The 23,182-nt window shown below is 32.2% G+C and carries 15 protein-coding genes; 7 read left to right on the forward strand and 8 right to left on the reverse strand.

The genetic code is table 11. The annotated features are described in order from the left end of the window. Window positions 1-29 precede the first annotated feature (29 nt). Window positions 30-2,669, reverse strand: a complete 2,640-nt coding sequence (locus WAF17_RS13995) for an AAA family ATPase (protein WP_338760650.1) — start codon at window positions 2,667-2,669, stop codon at window positions 30-32. A gap of 295 nt (window positions 2,670-2,964) precedes the next feature. Between WAF17_RS13995 and WAF17_RS14000 the strand changes: the two genes are divergently transcribed. Then, window positions 2,965-3,816, forward strand: a complete 852-nt coding sequence (locus WAF17_RS14000; protein ID WP_338760653.1) for a hypothetical protein — start codon at window positions 2,965-2,967, stop codon at window positions 3,814-3,816. 92 nt (window positions 3,817-3,908) lie between these two features. Here the strand turns inward: WAF17_RS14000 and WAF17_RS14005 are convergent, their stop codons facing one another. Next, the gene (locus tag WAF17_RS14005) at window positions 3,909-5,183 is read right to left on the reverse strand and encodes a T9SS type A sorting domain-containing protein (RefSeq protein WP_338760656.1); all 1,275 of its coding nucleotides are present in this window, start codon (window positions 5,181-5,183) and stop codon (window positions 3,909-3,911) included. Between the two features lie 539 nt (window positions 5,184-5,722). Here WAF17_RS14005 and WAF17_RS14010 point away from each other — a divergent pair. The 5 genes from WAF17_RS14010 (at window position 5,723) to WAF17_RS14030 (ending at window position 10,411) form a co-directional block, all read left to right on the forward strand. After that, on the forward strand, window positions 5,723-6,730 hold the full coding sequence (locus WAF17_RS14010) for a M23 family metallopeptidase (RefSeq protein ID WP_338760659.1): 1,008 nt from the start codon (window positions 5,723-5,725) through the stop codon (window positions 6,728-6,730). A gap of 299 nt (window positions 6,731-7,029) precedes the next feature. Next, on the forward strand, window positions 7,030-8,451 hold the full coding sequence (locus WAF17_RS14015; RefSeq protein ID WP_338760662.1) for an MBL fold metallo-hydrolase: 1,422 nt from the start codon (window positions 7,030-7,032) through the stop codon (window positions 8,449-8,451). Window positions 8,452-8,511: 60 nt separating this feature from the next. Next, entirely contained in the window at window positions 8,512-9,075 is a 564-nt protein-coding gene (locus tag WAF17_RS14020) for a YeeE/YedE thiosulfate transporter family protein (protein WP_338760665.1), read from the forward strand. Window positions 9,076-9,145: 70 nt separating this feature from the next. After that, entirely contained in the window at window positions 9,146-9,655 is a 510-nt protein-coding gene (locus WAF17_RS14025; RefSeq protein ID WP_338760668.1) for a DUF6691 family protein, read from the forward strand. Between the two features lie 186 nt (window positions 9,656-9,841). Then, window positions 9,842-10,411, forward strand: coding sequence for a glutathione peroxidase (locus tag WAF17_RS14030; RefSeq protein ID WP_338760671.1), 570 nt, complete (start codon window positions 9,842-9,844; stop codon window positions 10,409-10,411). Window positions 10,412-10,485: 74 nt separating this feature from the next. On the opposite strand, the gene WAF17_RS14035 is transcribed toward WAF17_RS14030, so the two are convergent. After that, window positions 10,486-13,824: a SpoIIE family protein phosphatase gene (locus WAF17_RS14035; protein ID WP_338760674.1), complete on the reverse strand. Its 3,339-nt coding sequence runs from the start codon at window positions 13,822-13,824 to the stop codon at window positions 10,486-10,488. Window positions 13,825-14,008: 184 nt separating this feature from the next. On the opposite strand from WAF17_RS14035, the gene WAF17_RS14040 reads away from it, so the two are divergent. After that, window positions 14,009-15,586, forward strand: a complete 1,578-nt coding sequence (locus WAF17_RS14040) for a thioredoxin-like domain-containing protein (RefSeq protein WP_338760677.1) — start codon at window positions 14,009-14,011, stop codon at window positions 15,584-15,586. A 48-nt stretch (window positions 15,587-15,634) separates the two neighbouring features. Here WAF17_RS14040 and WAF17_RS14045 read toward each other — a convergent pair whose 3' ends face one another. The 5 genes from WAF17_RS14045 to WAF17_RS14065 form a co-directional block, all read right to left on the reverse strand. Continuing rightward, window positions 15,635-16,279, reverse strand: a complete 645-nt coding sequence (locus WAF17_RS14045; protein ID WP_338760680.1) for an oxidoreductase — start codon at window positions 16,277-16,279, stop codon at window positions 15,635-15,637. Between the two features lie 81 nt (window positions 16,280-16,360). Then, window positions 16,361-18,268: a M23 family metallopeptidase gene (locus tag WAF17_RS14050; RefSeq protein ID WP_338760683.1), complete on the reverse strand. Its 1,908-nt coding sequence runs from the start codon at window positions 18,266-18,268 to the stop codon at window positions 16,361-16,363. 203 nt (window positions 18,269-18,471) lie between these two features. Then, on the reverse strand, window positions 18,472-20,748 hold the full coding sequence (locus tag WAF17_RS14055) for a 7TM diverse intracellular signaling domain-containing protein (protein ID WP_338760686.1): 2,277 nt from the start codon (window positions 20,746-20,748) through the stop codon (window positions 18,472-18,474). A 16-nt stretch (window positions 20,749-20,764) separates the two neighbouring features. After that, window positions 20,765-22,309, reverse strand: a complete 1,545-nt coding sequence (locus WAF17_RS14060) for an FAD-binding oxidoreductase (protein WP_338760689.1) — start codon at window positions 22,307-22,309, stop codon at window positions 20,765-20,767. 83 nt (window positions 22,310-22,392) lie between these two features. Next, window positions 22,393-23,157, reverse strand: coding sequence for a hypothetical protein (locus tag WAF17_RS14065; RefSeq protein WP_338760691.1), 765 nt, complete (start codon window positions 23,155-23,157; stop codon window positions 22,393-22,395). Window positions 23,158-23,182 lie beyond the last annotated feature (25 nt).

Here is a 23,182-nt window from a genome sequence, read left to right on the forward strand (position 1 = left end):
ACGGTTAGACAGCATAGACAATAATTATTTTACATTTTAAATCCCATTCTACGCTTTCCTGTCAAATCTTCATAAGCAAAATTGACTTTTTCAAGGTCTTGTTTCTCTAAAGTCTGTAATACTTTTTCAGTTCTTTCTTCTATTGAGAGCGATGCCATACGCAAATGTTGTTGTCTAACAGCTTCCCCAGCAATAGTTCGAATCGTTCGTGCATTTCCAAAATATTTGTCTCTTTGAGCATGTAAAACAGCAACTTGATTTTTGAGATATTCTTTTGTCTCTTCTGTCAAAGTCAATTTTTCTTTCTCAAAATACCCTTCTGCAACTTCTAAAAGTTCTTCTACGGTCAAATCCTTAAAAATGATGGTTCTATCAAAACGAGATTTCAGACCAGGGTTCATCTCTACAAACTGTTCCATATTTTGAGTGTAACCTGCTGCAATCACAATAAACTCGCCTCTTTTATCCTCCATTTGTTTCAAAATAGTTTCTAACGCTTCTTTTCCGAAGTCGTTTTGTGTTTTTGAGTCGGAAGTCAGCGCATAAGCTTCATCAATAAATAAAATTCCACCAATAGCACTATTGATTTTTTCTTGTGTTTTGATGGCTGTTTGTCCTACAAAACCAGCTACCAAACTTTGTCTATCACATTCTACCAAATGCCCACGTTCTAAAATTCCCAAGGCTCTATAAATGGTTGAAAGAATACGAGCTACAGTAGTTTTTCCAGTTCCAGGGTTTCCTTTGAAAAGCATATGTAACGAAAACTGATTTAAAACATCACGACCTGTTTGTTGATAAAAACGAACAAGGGCAATCAATTCATCAATGCGTTTTTTGACTTCTGAAAGTCCGACAAGAGCGTGAAGTTCTGTCATCGAACGCTGCAACTCTTCTTCATCTATTGAAAGCAAAAGAGGAGTAACTGTTTTTCCTGCCGTAAGGTGCGCTACATCAGCCACATTAACTGTTGAAAGGTCTTTGTTTGATAAATCTTTAGGGTTTTCGCTTTTCATAATACGAACGCCCAAATTCATTTTGGCTTCTCTAATTGTAGTCTTGACAAAACGAGCATTTCCAAAAGTAGTATCTCTTTTTCTGTATTCTTCTGTAATTTTTTTATTGAGAATATGAAAGGCTTCTGGCGTAAATTGCAAATCGCTTTCTTTTTCTGTAAGCTGTGCAATTTCTAAAAGCTCGTTTGGTGTATAATCTGGAAACTCAAATTGAACAGGAAAACGAGATTTTAACCCAGGATTGGACTCTAAAAGTAGTTCCATAGGTTGTGTATAACCTGCCAAAACGATAGCAATATCGCCCTTTCCATCTGAAATTTCTTTTACCAAAATCTCAATTACTTCTTGTCCATAATCTTTACTGTCCTCACCCGAACGAACGAGCGAGTAGGCTTCATCAATAAACAAAACACCTCCCCTAGCTTTATCGATTACTTCTTTTACCTTTGGTGCAGTTTGTCCGATGTATTGTCCGATGAGTTCTGCTCTTCCTACTTCGTGCAGTTCGCCTGTTGAAAGTAATCCTAGATGATGATAAATTTTGCCCATCATTTGAGCTATGGTAGTTTTGCCAGTTCCAGGGTTTCCTTTAAAAACTAAATGCAGATTGAGATTTTTATCTTCTTTTAGCCCTTTTTCTTGTCTGATTTGAGTAAACTGAAGATAAGAAGTGTAATCATGGATACGTTTTTTGAGGTCTTGAAGTCCAACTAAATTATTCAATCTTTCTACTACTTGCTCATAGGTTTCTGTTTCCTCTTCTTCATTTTCCTTAGCTGGATTTGAATAAGCTCTTCCTGTCAAGAATGATGAAGGAGGATAAATGACTGTGCTTCCTGTTATAAATTTTTTCCCTACTTCAAACGGAACGATTGCAATGAGCCTATCCATAAAAATAACCTCAACAGTATAATGTCCCTGAACCCAAGAACCTTTTGCATCAGAGCCATAACCAGAAATTATTTCTATGAAATCTTCGTCTTGTTCTATTTTTTTTATTTCAATAGTTTGTCCTTTGAGTTGGCGAGTTTCATTGTAAATATTAAAAGTCAGTTCACAATAAAAATCATCTTCTTGTAGGTTTTCAAAATTAAATTCTACCCAAATATACCTTGATTCTGCAGCTGAAAACTGTTTATGATACACTCTATCTTCCTCTTCTACTCCATCCTGTGTTGCTTCGTAGAGTTTTATAGTTTGCATCTCAAAGTAAGGATTGTTTTGAGAAGTTACAGGACCTCCACTTTCTATATAAAAAGGTTTTGTTCCAAAAATTTCACCATCGATATACGCTTCCCAAATATAATCTCCTCGTGTCCAAAAAGTACCTACTTCATCATTTCCCCAGCCTTCTCTAATATTTACGATATTGTGTTGTGGAGAAATAACTTGATTTACATTTATCTCACAGACGATTTCTCGTTCTTTTCGGCTGCTCAAACGGTAACATTTCAATAAAAATTCGGCTTCCCATTCTTCTACATCAAACAATTTATTATAAAAAGAAAGTTCTACATACAAATAGCTCGTTTCGATACTTTCAAAAACGGTTCTGTATTTTCGCATTCCATTAGCGAGCCATTCAGGGGAAGAATAAATTTTTAGGTCTTTGAGTTTATATAGTTTTTCTTCACTTTTTTTGTTGCGAAACATCATTGGAGAATGTAATAAAAATGTAGGACACTCTTTTGGAGTGTAAAAGTTAGGTTTGTGAAATTAAGGTCTATCAAAACGAATTTTTTTGAGAAATAGTTTTCGTTTCATAATAGAATAACGTTTGAACAATTAAAATACGAAAAATATAATTAAGGACAATTTTTTATGAGTAAATAAAATTTGTTCTCTTATCAAAAAACAAGAGACAGTGTATTTAAAGCATAAAAGATTTAGAATAAATAGCTAAAATTCTTATATTTAAAGGTAACTATTAAAACTTACTACAAAAGATATGGAACAAATTACTCCTTTACTCATTACAGGTCTTTTGGCAATCTTGGGAACAGTCATTGGAAATATTATCAATGGCTATTGGTCAACACAACTTGCCAAGAAAAATGCACAATCAGCTCTCATTCAAAAAGCAATGGAATCTCCAGACCCAAAGGTCAGAGCCAAATCATTAGAGTTTTTGATAAAAGTAAATTTGATAGAAGACAAAAAAATTACAGCAGGTGTAAATGAAATACTTAATTCTAAAGAATTAGACCTTTTACCTCAATTCAATGCTCCAAATATTGTCCAGACTGATAAAGTAGGTGTAACTGAAATGAAAAGTGCAAAAAGTCAGTTGGTAGATAAAGAAAAAGGCGAAGGAAATCCTATTGAGCAAGATAATTTTTTAGCTCTGACTGGTTTTGTGGTTCGAAGTGGAGATATAATTGATGGTTTTACGCCTATTTTTAGTGAAATAGGAACAAAGGATAAATTTTTTAAGTCTAAAAGAATGGGCAAACATTTTGGAGGAGATGGTGGAAGTCCAATCGAAATTTATAAAGAAGGTTATCTGATTACAGGAATAGAACTTATTCGTGGATATTATTTTGGGCGTGAAGAGGTTATTCATCTACAAGTAACTTGGCACAAACTCACTCCAAAAGGTATTGATTATAATGATAAAATTGTTTCAGAGAAGTTAGGAAGTGGTAATTTTGCTGAGTTTAATGAACAAACGCCATCTAGTATTTTTCAAGCAAAGGCAAATCATTTTATTACTGATTTTGCAGCTCAACAATCTTATCATTCTGATGGCAGTACATTTTTGCACGACATGATAATCAAAGAAGAAGTTTTACCAGTCTAGATATTATTTTTGTAAAATTTCCTCATAAAAAAATCCTTTCTTATTCTCTTTTAGAGTTGAAAAAAGGATTTTTTGTTTAATTTTTTTTTGTTTTATTCAACGATTAATCTTCTATACTCTGTTCCTTCTGGAGTAGAAAAATCAATCATATATAATCCTTTCGGTAAGTTTACTGGAATTTCTATATCAGAACCATGTTTTGCATCCTGTGAAAGCTCAAATACTATTTTACCTTGGGTTGTTTTTATCTGTATTTTTTTTATTTTATTTGGGTAGCGAATATATAATTTCTGCCCTTGCGAAACTGGATTAGGAAACACTTTAAAAAATAAATCTGCACCTACGGTAATCGTAACGACAGGACTATAAGCAATTTCATCCGACGGGGAGATTTCTTTCAAACGATAATAATATACTCCTTCTTCTACTAAACTTTCATCAATAAAGTTATAAGTAGTAAGTATATTTTTTCCTCCTTTTGCTTTTATAGTAGTTACTTCTTCAAATATTTTTCCTGCATAACTACGCTCTAAAACAAATCTATCATGATTTATTTCACTTACAGTTATCCACTCAATAATAGATTTAGCATTAGAGGTAGCTGTTGATTTTTCTACTTTTGCTGTGAAACTCAAATACGTAACAGGTAATATATTCAAACATTCATTTCTACTTCCTCCATTATTTCCATTGCCATCTGCATTACTATCTGCCTCATCTACTGCATTATTTGGGTTTCCTCCACATAGGCATCCATTATTAGGTCTTACTATACAATACTCTGGCTCAATATTACTAGGTTGTCCTCCTCCTCCAGTATCTAAACAACCTTCTACAATTATAGACCCTGTACCAGTCGTTTGTGTATTTCCATTACCTAAAAGCCAATCTCCTCTTATATCTAAAAAACCTTCTACCAAAATATCTCCTCTGTTTGAAGTATCAAATTGACAACGGACTATAATCTCTCCTGTTGAAGCTAAAATACTACTAGGACTTTGAGCCTTCTGTAGAGTCAGAGTATATACATCTAGTACCCCTTCTACATTTATTCCATTGTATCCATTACCAGAACCCTGTCCTATCTGTAAAGTATGATTTCCTCCATCATCTACCAATGAAGCTCCTGGGTTTATTGTAAGCGAAAATGAGGTATTATCATCATCATATAAGAGCGTTACATCTTGATCCAAAAGTATATCATGGGCAATAATAACAATATCATTATTAGTATCAGGCACTCGCCCACAACTCCAGTTAGAAGCATCAGACCATACTCCATCGCCTAATGATGTACAAACAAGAGCTTGAGCTGAAAAAATAGATGAAAAAAATAAGAGTAATGTAAAGTATATGGAAGTTTTCATGAGTTCTGAGAGATTAATAATTTATTTAAATAGGTGGCTTACTGCAATATAACGTTTTTTTGTGTGCTATATTTGCATTCAGCACAATAATTATTTTTTTTATAAAGACCACACAATGTCTTATGAAAGTTGCTCAAAAAAACACAAAAAAATATTTATATAGTTCAAATAGCTGTTTTTGGAGTGATATACGTGGTTTCATCGAAAAAAGTTTTAAGTTTTTTGGAACTTTTCTATTTTTTTTGCTTCTTTGCATTACTAATCTTTAGTTGGACAGAACAAATATGTTGTGATTATCAATTATTTATCATTTCAATTAAAAAAAACATTCAATTTATTATCAACTCTGTTATTTAGATAAAAAAAGAAAAGTATTCGTAAAAGATGAATACATAAAAATACATAAACTAATATAAAAACAGATTAATAAACGCTCTTTAAATAACTTTTAAACTCAACTTTGAAAAAGGTTTTGAACCCAAACAAAGTTTATTAATAGTTATTTTGTCTGATAAAGGTTAGCAACAAACACTAATTATATGGCAAAAGTAAAATACTATTATGACACCGAAACGTGTCGTTACGAAAAAGTAAAAGCGTCTAAAGCAGATATTGCATTTAATATTCTTGGACTCTTAGTAGTTTCAGCAGTATTAGCAGTCGGTTTTGCGACATTTTACACTCAAATGTTCCCTTCAAAGGAAGTGGTACAACTCAAAGAAGAAAAACAAGAACTTTTAACTAAATATACAGTTCTTAATAAAGAAATTAGTCAGGCAACTGATATGTTATCTCATCTTCAACAACGAGACAATAAACTTTATCGTTCGATGTTTGAAGTAGAACCTATTCCTATGGAAATGAGAAAAGGAGGAACAGGTGGTTCAGAAAAATATAAACATTTATTAGATGATAATCTTGTAAATGAAACGCTTATCGTAAATACACACGAAAAATTGGATAATTTGAAAAAACAAATGTATATCCAAACAAAATCGTATGATGAGCTTATGAAATTGGCACAAAATAAGAATGATATGATGGCTTCTATTCCAGCTATTCAGCCTCTTTCAGGAAAAGACCTTACACGTTTTGCTTCTGGATTTGGAATGCGTACGCACCCTATCTATAAGGTACGTAAAATGCACGCAGGTTGTGACCTTACAGCTAAAACAGGAACTGCCGTTCATGCAACAGGTGATGGAGTTGTTATTAAAGCAGATTGGTCTAGTGGATATGGAAGATTAGTAGAAGTAGATCACGGATACGGATATATTACAAGATATGCTCACCTTTCAGCATTTGATTGCAAGAAGGGGCAAAAAATCAAACGTGGACAATTAGTAGGAAAGGTAGGAAGCACAGGGCTTTCAGTTGCTCCTCACTTACACTACGAAGTTCGTTATAATGGAAAACCAGTAAATCCAATTAATTACTTCTTTAATGACTTGTCTCCAACAGAATATCAACAATTGGTAGAACTTTCCTCTCACGACGGACAATCACTTGGTGGTGGTTCGGAAGAAGAACATAATCATATCAAATAATTACAATTAGTTTTAGATTTTCATAGAAATCAAAAAAGCACTATAATTTTTTATAGTGCTTTTTTTTGCAATTGATTTATTATAAAAGAATAGATGAGTTAAATAAAATAGTTCAAAACCAAAAAATATCCTAAAAAAATAGCTCTGTAACAAAAGTAACTGTACCCAAACAACTTATACCTTAATTTTGTAGTATATTAGAATGAAAGATAGACATAGAATGAACTATTTCAACTACTTTTCATACTAATCATTTTTTTAAATCACTCAAAATTTAGTACGACTAATTCAATACAATTATGAACATAGAACAAATTTATACAGGCTGTTTAGCACAAGGTGCTTATTATATTACTTCAAATGGCGAAGCTGCTATCATTGACCCACTTCGTGAAGTAGAACCTTATCTTGAGCGTCTGAAAAAAGATAATGTAAAACTAAAGTATGTCTTCGAAACGCATTTTCATGCAGATTTTGTTTCTGGGCATTTAGATTTATCTAAAAAAACAAATGCACCTATCGTTTATGGTGCAACAGCAAATCCAGAGTTTGAAGCAATTATTGCAGAAGACCAACAAGAATTTAAAGTAGGAAATATCACTATTAAAGCTCTTCATACTCCAGGGCATACTATGGAAAGCACAACTTATTTGCTCTTAGATGAAAATGGAAAAGAACATGCTATCTTCTCTGGTGATACACTTTTTATTGGAGATGTGGGTCGTCCAGACTTGGCTCAAAAAGCAGCAGACATGACACAAGAGCAACTCGCAGCAACCCTTTTTCATTCTTTGAGAAATAAAATAATGACCTTGCCAAATGAAACTATCGTTTATCCAGCACACGGTGCAGGTAGTGCTTGTGGTAAAAATATGAGTAAAGAAACTGTTTCTACCATTGGAGAGCAGAAAAAACTCAATTATGCTCTTCGTGCAGACATGACAGAAAAAGAATTTGTAGAAGAAGTAACGGACGGACTTTTACCTGCACCTGCTTATTTTGGAATGAATGTGGCTATGAACAAAAAAGGTTACTCTAGTATTGACGAGGTAATGAAAAAAGGTAAGCAGCCGTTAGAAGTAGATGCTTTTGAGGTAGCTGCCGAAGAAAGTGGTGCGCTCATTTTAGATACTCGCAATCCAAAAGAGTTTCACAAAGGTTTCGTTCCTCAATCTATCAATATTGGGATTGATGGAGGTTTTGCGCCGTGGGTAGGAGCTATGATTCGTGACGTAAATCAGCCTATTTTATTGATAGCAGATGAAGGAAGAGAAGAAGAAACAATCATTAGGCTTAGTAGAGTAGGTTTTGATAATGTTTTGGGTTATCTCAACGGAAGTTTTGAGGCGTGGAAAGCAGCAGGAAAAGAAGTAGATACTGTGGATAGAATTTCGCCTGAAGAGTTTGCTCAAAAATTTGATAAAGAAAAAAGCAAGGTCGTTGATGTCAGAAAAGAGGGAGAGTACGCAGCCCAACATGTAGAGGAAGCCTATTTAAGACCACTTAGTAATATTAATGATTGGGTAAAAGATATAAACCCAGATGAACATTTCTTTATGCACTGTGCAGGTGGCTATCGTTCGATGATTGCAGCTAGTATTTTACAAGCAAGAGGTTACCGTAACTTTACAGAAGTAGAAGGTGGTTTTGGACAGATTCAGAAGCAAGAAAGTGTACCAACTTCAAATTTTGTTTGTCAGAGTAAGACACTTTCTAATTAAATAATTTTCAGACAGATCCTAAGGGTTTTCAAAAGTCCTTAGGGTCTAAACTCAAAAAAAATGATAGATTTTATAACTCAACCATGGTCTTGGTATGTGGCAGGTATTTTTGTAGGTCTAACTGTTCCTACACTTTTGATTATTGGCAATAAATCGTTTGGAATCAGTTCTTCTCTGCGCCACGTTTGTGCGATGTGTGTACCAGCCAAAATTCCGTTTTTTCAGTATGAATGGAAAAAAGAAACCTGGAATTTATTTTTTGTAGTCGGTATATTATTAGGTGGTGTGATTGCAGCCAATTTTTTATCTAATCCAAATGATGTTCAGATTGCAGCTAGTTTGAAAACAGATTTGACAGCGAAAGGAATTACAAATTATTCAAACCTTGTTCCTTTAGATATTATGAATTGGGAGAGCCTTTTTACACTAAAAGGATTTTTACTAATGGTTGTAGGAGGATTTTTGGTGGGTTTTGGAACTCGCTATGCTGGTGGCTGTACTAGTGGACACGCCATTATGGGAATGTCGACACTTCAAATTCCGTCTTTAATAGCGACTTGTTGTTTTATGATAGGAGGATTCATTATGGCAAATCTTATTTTACCTTTAATTTTAGCTTTATAAACAATGTGTTTATTTATATCTCTCTATCATCTTTATAAAAAATATTTCTCATTCAATAAAAACGATACAAATGAAAAGTCAAGCAGTTCCATTTCAAACAAAAACTGAAGATGCTACTCGTCGAAAAGATGCTATTTGCGTCAATGAAAGTAAAAAAACAGAAAAGTGGTATCATAACTTTAAATATTTATTTGTTGGTATTGCCTTCGGAATTGTCTTTGTGAAAGCTGAAATAATCAGTTGGTTCAGAATACAAGAAATGTTTCGTTTAGAATCTTTTCACATGTACGGAGTTATCGGAACGGCTATTTTGGTAGGAATGATTTCTGTTTTTATTATCAAAAAATTTAATATCAAAACCTTATCAGGAGAGAAAATTGTTTTTAAAGATAAGGTATTTAATAAAGGTCAAATCTATGGAGGTCTTATCTTTGGTTTGGGTTGGGCAATGACAGGTGCATGTCCAGGTCCTTTGTATGCTCAAATCGGAACAGGAGCAACAGTTGTTTTGGTTACACTTCTAAGTGCTATTGTCGGAACTTGGACGTATGGACTTTTGAGAGAGCGTTTGCCTCACTAATAAAGTAGCAGATAACTTCTAAGTTGTCAGCCCGAAAGAAAAAACTAAAACCATTTTTCTATAAGAAGAATGGTTTTTTTATGTTATAATTCCTAAATCTCATCTTGAAAAATAAACATTCAAATCTATTCGATCGTTTAGCCTATATTCAATTCAAACTTCTTACTCCATTTAATTCTTATATAAATGAAAACTATTTTTTCTAACTTATTTCTTTTAAGCTCACTAATGCTATTTTTAGCAAGTTGCTCTAACACACCTAAAACCTCAAATGCATCAGATATGACTACCACAAACCCAACTTCAGCCGAAACAGTCTATGAATTTAAAGTAAAAGATATCGACGGAAAAGAGGTCGATTTATCAAAATACAAAGGCAAAAAATTAATGATTGTCAATGTAGCTTCGAAATGTGGTTTTACTCCTCAGTACGAAGATTTACAAAACGTAAAAGAAAAATACAGCGATAAAGTAACGGTTTTAGGTTTTCCTGCTAATAACTTTGGTGGACAAGAACCAGGGTCAGATAAAGAAATTAAAGAATTTTGTTCTTCTAAATTTGGTGCAGACTTCGATATGTTCTCCAAAATTTCAGTTACAGGAGATGACCGTGAACCATTATATACGTGGTTAGTAGAAAAAGCAGGTGAAGAACCTTCTTGGAATTTTTGTAAATATGTAGTGAGTGAAGACGGAAAAACAGTTCAGTTTTATAATTCAAGAATGAATCCGATGGAAATTGCAGAAAAATTGTAGTAGCCCACAGTTTCCAACTGTCATAAATACAGAAATTTGTAGGGAAAAGGTTTGCCTTTTCCTTTTTTTATGCCTTATTCTATTTGTAATCCAAATATCAGAATATCATCAATCTGTTTTTCTTTGCCTTTCCAATTTTCAAACTGATTTTCTAAAAATTTTTCTTGCTGAATCATAGGTTTTGTACTTGCTTCTAGAAGCAAACTTCTTAGTCCTTTGAGCATTAACTTTCTTCCTTTTTTTCCTCCAAATTGGTCTTGAAAACCATCAGAGCACAAATAAAGTGTTGTAGCAATAAAGTCTTGGTTTTCATCATAAAAAGAAATTTTCTGAGTCACAAACTCTAGCTTTTTATGTTTTTGCTTTCCTCCTATACTCCGTTTATTTGGTTTCAATATTTGTAGTTCTTCTTTATTATTTTCTTGAATGAAGTATAAAGGATTCATAGCACCTGCATATTCTACATGTGAAAAGGAATCGCCTTGTCTGTGTAGAGTAATCACAACAGCATCCATTCCATCTACATTTTTAGAATCTTCTTGTTTCAAGGCTTCGAAAATACCATTGTGAAGCTCCTCTAAAATTTGAGCAGGACTTGTAATCTTATTTACCTTGACAATAGTATTTAATAATTGATTTCCTATCATTGACATAAATGCACCTGGAACTCCGTGTCCTGTACAGTCGGCAGCAACAATTATTATTTTATTATCTACTTCTTCAAAGAAATAAAAGTCACCACTTACTACATCACGAGGTTTGTAAAAAACGAAAAAATCATTTTTGCCATGCTTTTTTAAACGACTTTCTATTCTGTCATGAAAAGGCAATATTGCCTCTTGGATTCGTTTTGCATATGTAATACTAGAGTTTATATTTCTACTTCGTTCTTGTAGTTCATTTTTTTGCTCGTTTACCATCTCTACAGTAATATTGAGTTCTTCATTAACTTGTCTCAAACTCTCAGACTGAATTATAATTTCTTCTTTTTGGCTTTCTAAAGCTGTATTTTTTTGTACAACTTCTGCAGTACGCTCTTTTACTATTGATTCTAGCCTTTTCTTGGAACGCTTCAAGCGCAACGTATAAACCCTGACAATTCCATAAACAAGCAAAATGGCTAAAGCTGTATAAATGAAATAGGCTAGGGCTGTTTGGTAAAAAGGAGGTTGGATAGAAAATGAGAAAGTATCTATTTCACTAATTTGGTTAAGGAAATTTTTAGCTTGTACTTCAAAAGTATAATTTCCTTGATTCAAATTGGTATATTCCTTTTGTGTTTGATTTGTCCACCCTGACCATTTATTTTCATAGCCTTTTAATCTAAAACGATATAGCGTTTCTTTTTCAAGATAATAGTTGGGGGCTGCATAGCTGAAAACAAATGAATTATTCTCGTACTCAAAATTATTTTCACTTAAAAACTCATTTGCGTTTCCTTCTCCATAAAAAATAATACTATCAGAATTTGATAATTTTACTTCTCTGATATAAGTAGAAAATTCAGATTTTTTACCAAAGTTTAGTTGAGGTTGATAGACTGAAAGTCCTTCGCTTGTTGATATCCAATAAATTGTTTTTTGATTGATTTTGTCTTCTAAAATGTGTTCTATATTGCCATCAATAGCCAAAAGTATAGTAGAGTCAGCTTTGTTTTTATCTCCATTTTGATAAATAATTTTATTCATCAAATCCCAATGATTGTTTTTAGAATCTATGAAAAGAGATTGGGATAAAATAAAACTGCTCTTTGAGTAAGGCTCAAAAACCTGTTGTTCATAATTGAAAGTATATTCCTTTTGTGCAGAGCTAAAAATAATCTCTCCATTTTTTTCTGTCATTCTACAACTCTCAACCTTGTCTAGTCCTTTTATTTGTAGAGTTACTTTTGCTTGCTCAATGTTTTTCTTTGAGAAATTTTTTATATCAATCTGATAAAACCCTTTAGCTGGATTAGTTGTCCAAACAAAGCCGTTTTTATCTTCTATTATCTCTCTAGTAATAATTTCTTCCATTGCCTTTACTTCTGCCAAACGGATAAATCTATCTTGACTTTTTTCATAACGCAGCATTTCAAAACCTTGATATTTTCCATTATAAAAAATAGAACTGTCCTTTTTTGAACGACTTATTGCCATTGTTGCCCAATCTCCACCTACATTTTGAATTACTTTTTTATCAGAAATATAGAAAAAACCACGATTTCCACCAGCTACTACGAATTTAGAATCTGTAACAGGTACAATTTCCCAACACTGCGTATGAGGAAAGTTTGTAACTATTTCAAAGCGATTATTTTTCTTATAAAACAAGCCATTATTAGCAGCAATATAAATTGTACTATCTCCGTTTTTATACGTTTGATTGACACGAGTGGCAATATTATGATTAAAATCAAAAAACGTAAAAGGAAGCTCCAAAGAAATCTTTGCTAATCCTTTATAAGTAGCTGCCCAAAGCGCATTTTGATTATCTACATGAAAATTAGAAATATCATTTGAAATTAGACCTACTTTTTTATTGATATGCTGAACTACTTTCCCGTTTGTATCGATTATTAATGCTCCATCATCAAAAGAACCCAAAACATAATAGTAGTTTTTATTTTGGTCTTGAAAATAAGTAGCTGTATATAAATAATTTTTGGCTATCCAATCATTAGCAGGTGTTTGAAATTGGCTTACACTATCCTTTGCTTCATCGTATAAAAATGCTCCTGTTTCTGCACCAAAAAAGAGCAGTTTGTCTTTCTTATAAGGAAAGAAACCTTTGATATTATCATCTGTAAAGTAGCTCGTATCTAATTTTTGCTTCCAATTTCCGTTTATTTTCTCAAATAATCCTTTATCAGATTTCTGTAAAAAAAGACGATCTTCAAATTGAAATAAACTTAGTTTGTTTTCATTCTCCTGTTTTTCTATGACAAAACTACTATCAGCGAGGTTGAATTTGTAATAAATATCTTCGCTAGAAAAATAAACCTCCTTTTCAAAATAATAGACTTGTGTGATAAACGTCAAATCTTGATATTCCTTTGGTAAGAGATGAGAAAGAGAATGATACACTAATTTTCCATTTTCATTTGGACTCATATAACCCAAATCCGAATCATCAGCAATATATAAATTTCCACTTTTATCAATAACTATATCTCTAGTTACTCCATTGATAGAAGTTTTGAGTTTTTTCCAACGTACACCATCATATTGTAATAGATTATCTCGTGTAGCTGCATATATTTTTCCTTGTTTATCCTGTACGACTGTCCATATTACATTTCCACTTTTATATGCTTTTCTATCATAGTTTTGAATAAAAGGCGTTCCATTTATATCAAATTGAGCAATAGAAAGTAAAGGGGCAAAACAAAATAACAAGAATAGTAAAGTAATAAGTTGTAGATTATTTTTCATAAGGATAGTTCGACTAGTAGAAGTATTTTCAAGATACTAATTTTTTTTAAAAAAGAGTTCCGAAAAGATAACATTGTAAAACTTTAACTCAACATTTTATTAACAAAATAAGTTACTCAGACTGGAGTTAGCTTTGTTTATCAAGAAAACTCTTAGCATCAAAGTTCAATTAAATAATAACTAAATGAAATATATATTCCTCGCTCTTTTGCTTTGCTTTTCTCTAGTTTCCTGTAATGAAAAATCAAGTTCAGCAAGTGAAATAAATAAAGATAAATCAGAACAAAAAGTAATCAAACTCAATCCAAAATATATGGTTGTTCCCCCAACTACTGCCCCCGAAATTGATACAGAATTTGGCTGGGTAAATACTGAAAAATCATATAAATTAGCTGATTTTAAAGGAAAGATAGTTTTATTAGATTTTTGGACGTTTGGTTGTATTAATTGCCAACATATTATCCCAGACTTAGAAAAACTAGAGAAAGAATTCGAAAATGAACTTGTCGTTATTGGTGTTCATTCGGCAAAGTTTAGCGCAGAACAATCAACACAAAGAATCCGTCAAGCAGCTTTGAAATTTGGTGTTCATCATCCTGTTGTCAATGATTCTGACATGAAAGTTTGGAAAAATTATGCTGTTCGTGCTTGGCCTACCGTTACGCTAATTTCTCCAGACCAAAAAGTGGTTTGGCAACGTGCAGGAGAATCTTTTTATGAAGATGCTCGTAATCAAATACTAGCTTTAAAAGAAAAGCACAAAGCAGAATTGAATACACAAAAGTTTGAGTTTCAACTTGTAGAAGTAGAGAAAAAAGAACTTATGTTTCCTTCCAAAATCATTAAAGCAAAAGCAGAAAAACAAAACGATAATAATAATCCTACTTTTTGGATTGCTGATAGTGGAAATAATAGAATTCTGAAAATAAATTTGGAAGGCAAAGTGTTAGAAACTATCGGAACAGGCAAAAAAGGAAATACAGAAGGGAGTTTTGAGGAAACAAGTTTTTACGAACCTCACGGACTTGCACTTTCTGAAAACGGAGAAAAACTATACATTGCTGATACAAAAAATAATGTAATCAAAGAAGCAGATTTAGTAGGTAAAACTGTCAAGACAATTGCAGGAACAGGCGAAACAAGCTATTATTTTGGAGATAAAAAATGGGGAGAAAACGTAAATCCAAATTCGCCTTGGGATTTATTAATTGATAAAAAATATCCAAACATTATGTATATCGCTAATGCAGGAAATCATCAAATCTTAAAAATGAATCTACAAACATATAAAACTGAACGTTTTGCAGGAAGTGGAAGAGAACAGCTCACAGATGGCGATGACTTCAAAAAAGTAGCTTTTAATCAGCCAAGTGGACTTACACAGTTTGAGAATTTCTTGTATGTAGCAGATTCAGAAGCAAGTGCAATTCGTCAGATAGATTTACAGAAAAAAGAAGTCAGAACGCTAGTCGGTTCAGGATTATTTGATTTTGGAGATACCGATGGAACAGCAAAAAAAGCAGTTTTACAGCACCCAGTGGGGATTCTTTACAATAAGAATGAAGTTTATATTGCTGATACCTACAATGGAAAAATAAAAGTATTAGATTTAGAAAAAAATAGAGTAAAGACTTTAATTAGTGGACTTTCAGAGCCAAATGATATTCTTTTAATTGGGAATTATTTATATATTTCTGATACAAATAATCATCAAATTTTGAGAGTAAATATAAAGACTTTTGAAAAAGAAGTAATTTTGTAAAACATAAAAACTCTAAGGGTCTCCAAGACCCTTAGAGTTTAAAATTTTCTACATCTTCTGCAATTCATCATTCTCAATAATTTCAAGTTCATTTTTTCCATCATTAGCAGCTATTATCATTGCTTTTGCTACTTGTGAAACTTCAATTCCATCGTATTTTGCTGGAATAATCGGACTGAAAAGTTTTACAAAAGTTTTTGAAATATCCTCTCCCAAGCGTTCTTCTTTTCTATCTCCCAACAAAAGCGAAGGACGAACAATCGTTATTTTTTCAAAATCTAATTGAGAAATAGCATCTTCAATTTTCCCTTTTACTTCATTATAATAAAAAAAGGAATCTTTATCTGCTCCCATCGAAGAAACTAAAGTAAAAGACTGGGCTTTATTTTGTGCCATTATGCGTCCAAATTCCCAAATATAGGTGTAATCAACTTTATAAAAAGCTTCTTTACTTCCTGCTTGTTTCATAGTTGTTCCCAAAGCGCAAAAGGCATCATCGCCTTGAATTTCTTTTTGGTAAATAGATAAGTGTTCAAAATCTACAACTACATACTCTACCTTTGGTAAGTCTGATGCTTTTGCTTTGCGAGTAAGAGCCAAAATTTTATCATAACGATTATCTTCTGATAGGTGTTTGATAAGTTGTTGTCCGATAAGTCCTGTACTTCCTGCAATGACGGCTGTTTTTCCCATGATGTTTTTAAGTTTAAATTCTTTGATTCTATTCTAAATAAAACAAATTATGATATGAATGTTTTTGAGAAAAAGAATATATCAATTAATTTTAGTTGTATAGACTTCTTTATTTCCTGCATTATCAATAACTGTCAAGACAAATTCTCCTTTGAGGTTTTCCATTTTATTAGACATTTCAGAAGAAAGCATTGCTCTTTTTTTATCATAATTCATCAAAAGCCATTTTCCATCAATAGTAGCACGAAACGAAGCTATACCAGAGCGATTATCTGAAATCTTGCAACGAATACTTTTTGAATTTCTACTTATAACTCTAATATTAGGTTTGTCATTGTCTTCTACCAAACGAAAAGTACCCAAATTACGTGTCTTAAATTCAAAAATATCTCCCTTCCACTTACCACCAGCAAATCCTAAACTTCGTCCATAGACTGCATACGCATTAACTTTCGACTTATTTTTTATAGCAGAAGGGTTTTTAGGTTTTAGCTTTATGGTAACTGATTTTTGAAGTGCCAAATCTGAATGACCAATAACAAAATCTTCACTTTTGAGTGTATTGTCTTTACTCTGAAAAGCTAAATAAGTAGTGTCATATAAAGCTCCGTTGGGAAAATAAATATCAAAATCATCGTGATAAAATGCAAATGAAGTTTTGGAAGGAACTTGTGCTTTTATATTGGGATAGATAGTTGTTCCATTAGGCAAAATCAAAGAATCGGGTAATCCTGTTCTTAAATCCCAAAAGAATGTACCTATATTTCCTGCTTCAAATTGAGGTTTTATTTTATAAGCTAGATAATCCACACAGATTTCTGTTTCTTCCTTATCATTAGAAGTAATTGCATTAAAAACCATATAGTTTTTATCAATTTTATAGTCATTGAGTTTGACAGGATAGTTTTTTACTATTTTTTGATTTTTATTACCCACAATTTGAAACTCTGTATTAGATTCATTTCCATAGGCATCTGTCATTCTGATTCTGACTTGATACGTTTTTCCATCTTCTATGAATAATTTGCCTTTGTTTTTATCAGAAGAGGCATAGAAGTGCAATCCATTTCCACCATCAGGAACATAACACCTCCTATATCTTTTTCTTGTTTTGATATAATATTCATAATTCATGTAATTATTCATATGCCTTTGATTAGCAAAAGAAATTTTATCAAAATGCGCTTTAAATGTCTGTTTTTCATTTACAAACACTTCTATTTCATCCATTCCATAACTAAAATAAACATTATCAGCTTTGTCTTTTGCATCAATTTCTAATCCTATCAAGCCATAAGCTGTCATTTTTGGGATTCTAAGTCCATATTTATTTTTTCCTTTTGAGTAAGCTCCTACATTTTCTCTGTTATGTTCTCCTTTTATAAGTGCATTTTTTTCTAATGGAACAAACGCCACTCTATCCATAATAGGTGCAATATGGTCTTTTATTTCATCAAATCCATAATCTAAAGGATTCAAGGCTCGTTCTGCTTTATCACGAATTTCGAAATGTACATGAGGTCCTCCTGATGAGCCACTATTTCCAGAGAGAGCTACAATTTCTCCTTTTTTGACAGGAAACTGCGAAGGGGAAAGGTACAAATCAACATGAAAACTTTCTCTCTGATATTGAATTTTTCTGACGTAAGCTGCAATTTTTTCATTAAACTCACTCAAATGTCCATATAATGTTGTTGTTCCGTTTTTATGTTTGATATAAATAGCATTTCCATACCCAGTAGCTTTTACTTTGACACGAGCAACATAACCATCGGCTGCTGCATGAACTGGCAAACCAATTTGGTTATTAGTACGAACATCAATACCCATATGAAAGTGATTAGAGCGCAATTCTGCCATTCCCCCAGAAAGTGAATTGGTTTGATTAGGATTTATAGGATACATATACTCTCCTCGTTTTTGGGCAAAACTAAATGGAGAAAGTAAAAAGAAAATAGAAAAAACGAGCAAAAAATGGATAGCTTTCAAATTGAAATAAAGAATTTGGAGATGAAAAATTAGAGTAAAATCAGAAATAGTTGTGTTAGGAGAAATATTTCACAAAGTAACTAACAATAGTATTGTATATCAATAAAAATAACTTTAAATCATTGATTTGTGTTCAAAAAAAAACGAACCTCTACACTATTTCTGTAAAGGGTCGTTTTTTTTGTTTGTTCAAGTTTCTTTTTTTAAGAAATACGTACTCCGATTACTGCAATATCATCACGCTGAGCTTCTTCGCCTTTATGCTCATCAAATTTTTGCTTGATAATCGTGCCTTGTTCTTTCATTGAGAGGGGTGCAATATCATGTATTAACTTTTTGAGATTATGAGAACCAAATTTCAAATCTTTGTCATTATTTTGGTCTGCATACCCATCGCTACATAAATAGAAACTATCTCCTTCTTCCAAAATAAGCTCATTTACTTCAAAAGCTTTTCTTTCTTTCTTCGAATATCCTCCTATACTTTGGCGTGTTCCTCTTATTTCTAAAAGTTCTTGTGTAGCTTTTTTGTAATGATACAAAGGGCGTTTTGCTCCAGAGAAAAGAATTTTACATCCTCCATTTGGCAGATATTCTAGCACACACAAACCGACATCCATTCCATCATCGTTAGTGCTATTTTCCTGTTTCAAAGCTTTTTGAATAGTAAGATGAAGTTCTTCTAAAATCTCATCAGGTGCTTCTAGTTCATTTCTATCCACCAAAGCATCAAGAGCAGCAGAACCAATCATCGACATAAATGCCCCTGGTACACCATGTCCTGTACAGTCGGCTACGGCTAGATAAACTTTTCCCTTTAAATCTGTTAGCCAATAAAAATCTCCACTTACAATATCTTTCGGACGATAAAAAGTAAAGTATTCCTTCAAGTGACTATCCATTCTTTCTTCAAAAGGCAGAATGGCATCTTGAATCGTTTGTGCATAACGCAAACTATCTGTAATGCTTCTGTTAGACTCTGCAATGATTTGATTCTGGGTTTTTACAGTTTCTACGGTAGAATAAAGCTCTTCATTTGTAGAGTTGAGTTCTTCGTTAGTAGCTTTTATTTCCTCATTTATGGATTCTATCTCTGCCGAACGTTGCTCAATAGTATTATTTTGCTGCTGCACTGTTTCTAGCATAGCATTGAGTTCTTCATTTGTAGAGTTGAGTTCTTCGTTTGAAATACTTAGCTCTTCTGTTGCTTCTTTTACTTTTATTTCTAATACTTTATTCTGTTCTGTTACTAGTTTATCATGTGCCTTTGTTTTTTCTAAGGCTTCTTTTTGTGCTTCTTCTTTTTGTTTTTTATAGACGTTTATTCTATCTGCAAGTGCAAAAGATAATAATACTACTTCTATGGCAGAGCCAATTATAGTTGCATTTTGTGTAAGAGGAGTAGATGCAATCACTCCCAAGACTTGTAACATAAATATTATAATTCCTATAAGAAATACAAACCAAGCTAAAGCAAAGAAACGTGCTATTTTTACACCTTTAAAATAGCTATAAAATGCAACAAACAATATATAGAAAGAAAGTAAAAGAGACAATATTTGAGATAATGGAGCTGCAATTACATACAATCCTACAACATTTAAAACAATTGCTATTCCAAATATACCTATTAATACATGAGCTGTAATATGAGTTTTTCTAAAATTTTTCTTTGTGTTAAGAAAACTTGTAGCAAATAGCAGCATGAATATAGACCCTAGAGAAACCAAAGTAGGAATATAGTAATTGACAATAGGATAGTTTGACCAAATAAATTCAAATGAGTAACCCTTAAAATTAGCATAAATAATAAGAGCGAGACTAATGTATAAAATATAATATAAGTATGTCTTGTCTCTTGTAGATAGGAATATAAAAAAGTTATACAAAATCATTACTATCAAGAAGCCAAAATATATACCATACAATACGTCATATAAATGGTTTGTTTCAGTAATTTTTTGATGAGTTGCTATTTTCATAGGTAGCTCAATAGGATATTCACTATTAATCTTGAAATAAAATGTTTTAATTTGATTTTTACTTTCAAAAGAAATAGGAATTACAAAGTTATTGAGTTGTAAGGGACGAGAAGAAAAAATCTGTTTTGCACCTAATTGTAATTTATCATAATTGGTATCATGAGTAAGATAGAAAAAAGCTAAGCTGTCTAACAAAGGGTTCGCAATTTCAAATAATAACTCATTATCAGTAGAATTTTTTATAGTAAATCTTCCCCAGATAGTAGAAGTAGTATTTGCAAAGTTGGGAATATCTTGTTCTACTGCTTTGAACAGCGTATCTGATTGAGCAAGAATTTGCTCTAATGTATAAGATTGTTCTTTATCCTCAAAAAATGTAACTTTCCTTCCATCTAATTCTATCACTTCTATCTCATCAGAAAAAGTAACTATATTCTGTGAATAAATAGAATAAGAAATAAAGTAAATTAATGCTGCTATTATGTGTCTTAGTTTCATATAAAAAAAACTGAAATTATATAATATATCTTTTTTTGGATAAAATATTATTTGGGTCTATGCTGTTTTTTAGTTGTCGAAGAAAAGTAAGATTCTCTGAGTTCAACTTACTCATTAAATCCATAGATTGTATTCCTAATCTATAGGGAGCATAGCCCTGTGAAATAAATGCTTCCATAATTTCATCATGGCATTGCATGGCTCTTTCTTCTTCTTTTTCTTTTCCTTCTCTGTCATAACAGATTGCACCTGTTATGTCTATTGCTCTTTCTGAAACAAACAAAAATCCAATATTTGGTTCTAAATTGTATTTTTTGCTAATTTTTTCTACAATATTTATAGCTTTCTGGACATCTTGTTTTGTCTGAGGGATAATAGGACAGTACCATAACACACCACACAAATCTTTATGAACATTTGTTTTTTGTAAAGCCTCTTGAGGTTTCCTCCAATAACACATATTCAATGGTGCATCAGAAACGTATCCTTTAAGTACAGAAGTAGTATAAAAAAAATTTACTTTTGCTTTTTCTTCTTCTGTTTGAGCTAAACCTAAACTTTTATCATCGTAAAATACTAAATTTTTTGTTAGACTTCCAATATATTTTTTAATTATTTCTCTATCAGCTTCAGCATGTTCCTTACTTATTGAATAAACCCCTCCAAAACCTATCCATTTATTTTCAACACCAAAGGATTCTCTAAACTCTTTTCTTTTATGTTCTGACCATTCTAAATCAGTTGGCTTTTGCTTATTAAAGGCTATTAATCTTGTATCATTAAATATTCTTAAAGAAGCTTGTAATCCTTTTAAGCGTAAATCTCTCCAAAGCTCTGATACAATTCCACAAACGTCATCAGAATCTATTTCAAAATAAAAAGTTTGAAAAAAATCAAGTTTAGGCTTGAGCCAAAAAGTAAGTTTTGTAATGATTCCTAAATTAGACTGAGTAAACAAACCATCAAGACTTGCTCCTATCCCTCCTTTTGCTAAAGGAGCTATTTTATTATTCTCTTGGTAAGCATTATATCCTGTCTTGATAATTTTTCCAGTTGGCAACATTACTTCAAAGCCACAAACATGACTAAACCTGTCAGCATACATTCCCATACCATGTCCTCTTTCTGCTGCATTTCCGACAACAGTTGCTTGTGGTGATGAACCAATACTATCCATCATAAGGCTACTATAATTTTCTTCCAAATGATTGAACACTTGTTCGAAAGTAACTCCAGCTTCAATAGTTATATAAGCCATTTTTTCACTAAAATCAACAATTCTATTCATCCTTGATAAATCTATCAATGCACTATTTTCTTTTGGAGGTAGTGATGAACCTAGTCCAATATTGTATCCTCCACTTACTACATGAACTGGTATTTTAAATTTGTTCGCATACTTAAGACATTTTGATAGCTGTGAGATAGAAGTAGGGAATAACATTACCTTTACTTTAGTTTTAAAGTCAAAAGTAGCTGTTCTTAATGGAGTACTAGCACTTTTTCTTCTGACATTTTTTTTTCCTAATTTTTCTTCACACTTTTTTATAAATTTTAGCATTTTGGATATTTTTTGATTAAAACAAAAACCTTTCACAAAATACATTATGAAAGGCTAAATTTAAAAGATAAACTATAAAAAAATCACATAATTCTCAAATCATACTCAAAGTTGGTTATTCTTCCTCTAAACTCTTCATTTTTTATTTTTTCGCAAGGATGAGTACGCAACCAACACATCAATGCTTTTTCTTCTTCTTTAGCACTCATCAAACTATCTACATAAACTTCAATTAAAGTAGTTTGGTAGCGTTCGTCTGGATACGCAATTTGTCCGTTATTCAAAACATTTGATACAGGTGTAAATCCCATTTCAGTAGCCATCTTCAATGTGTACTGATTAACGAACCCTAATATAACCTGTATTCTTAACTTTGGAGCTATTGCAATAGCACAACGAGTTAAAATTCTAGCTAGATTTCTTTCACTAAACTTTTTACTTACCCACAAACCACAAGATTCAGCTAACATATGATCGTACATGTGAACTCGGGCTATAATACTTTGGTCAGTGTGAGAAAAAGCTCCCTCCAATGGTATATGATGTCTGTTATCAACTACATCTAAACGCATTCCTGCGCCTATCTCTCCAGTATCAACATCCTCTATAATTATCATATAAGAATACTGGTTTTTCCACCATTCATTCTTTATAGAAGATACACCACCTACTTCAAATTCTTCTAATACTTTTTTCTGTCCTTCATAAAATTTTTGAGCTATCTCTGGATAATCTGCGACATGTAACACACGAATACGCAAATTCATCTTTTGAGGAATGATAGAAGTTGGCATTTTAATTTCGTTTTCTGTAATTGTTTTTGGGAAAGCTAGAGTAGCAGTTGCCATAATAATAAAAATTTGAGGGGGAAAA

The organism is Bernardetia sp. ABR2-2B, assembly GCF_037126435.1.
Lineage (GTDB): Bacteria > Bacteroidota > Bacteroidia > Cytophagales > Bernardetiaceae > Bernardetia.

Coding starts and splice junctions, on each gene's coding strand:
- WAF17_RS13995 (WP_338760650.1), bottom strand. CDS start 2,669: ATGTTTCGCAACAAAAAAAGTGAAGAAAAACTATATAAACTCAAAGAC.
- WAF17_RS14000 (WP_338760653.1), top strand. CDS start 2,965: ATGGAACAAATTACTCCTTTACTCATTACAGGTCTTTTGGCAATCTTG.
- WAF17_RS14005 (WP_338760656.1), bottom strand. CDS start 5,183: ATGAAAACTTCCATATACTTTACATTACTCTTATTTTTTTCATCTATT.
- WAF17_RS14010 (WP_338760659.1), top strand. CDS start 5,723: ATGGCAAAAGTAAAATACTATTATGACACCGAAACGTGTCGTTACGAA.
- WAF17_RS14015 (WP_338760662.1), top strand. CDS start 7,030: ATGAACATAGAACAAATTTATACAGGCTGTTTAGCACAAGGTGCTTAT.
- WAF17_RS14020 (WP_338760665.1), top strand. CDS start 8,512: ATGATAGATTTTATAACTCAACCATGGTCTTGGTATGTGGCAGGTATT.
- WAF17_RS14025 (WP_338760668.1), top strand. CDS start 9,146: ATGAAAAGTCAAGCAGTTCCATTTCAAACAAAAACTGAAGATGCTACT.
- WAF17_RS14030 (WP_338760671.1), top strand. CDS start 9,842: ATGAAAACTATTTTTTCTAACTTATTTCTTTTAAGCTCACTAATGCTA.
- WAF17_RS14035 (WP_338760674.1), bottom strand. CDS start 13,824: ATGAAAAATAATCTACAACTTATTACTTTACTATTCTTGTTATTTTGT.
- WAF17_RS14040 (WP_338760677.1), top strand. CDS start 14,009: ATGAAATATATATTCCTCGCTCTTTTGCTTTGCTTTTCTCTAGTTTCC.
- WAF17_RS14045 (WP_338760680.1), bottom strand. CDS start 16,279: ATGGGAAAAACAGCCGTCATTGCAGGAAGTACAGGACTTATCGGACAA.
- WAF17_RS14055 (WP_338760686.1), bottom strand. CDS start 20,748: ATGAAACTAAGACACATAATAGCAGCATTAATTTACTTTATTTCTTAT.
- WAF17_RS14060 (WP_338760689.1), bottom strand. CDS start 22,309: ATGCTAAAATTTATAAAAAAGTGTGAAGAAAAATTAGGAAAAAAAAAT.
- WAF17_RS14065 (WP_338760691.1), bottom strand. CDS start 23,157: ATGGCAACTGCTACTCTAGCTTTCCCAAAAACAATTACAGAAAACGAA.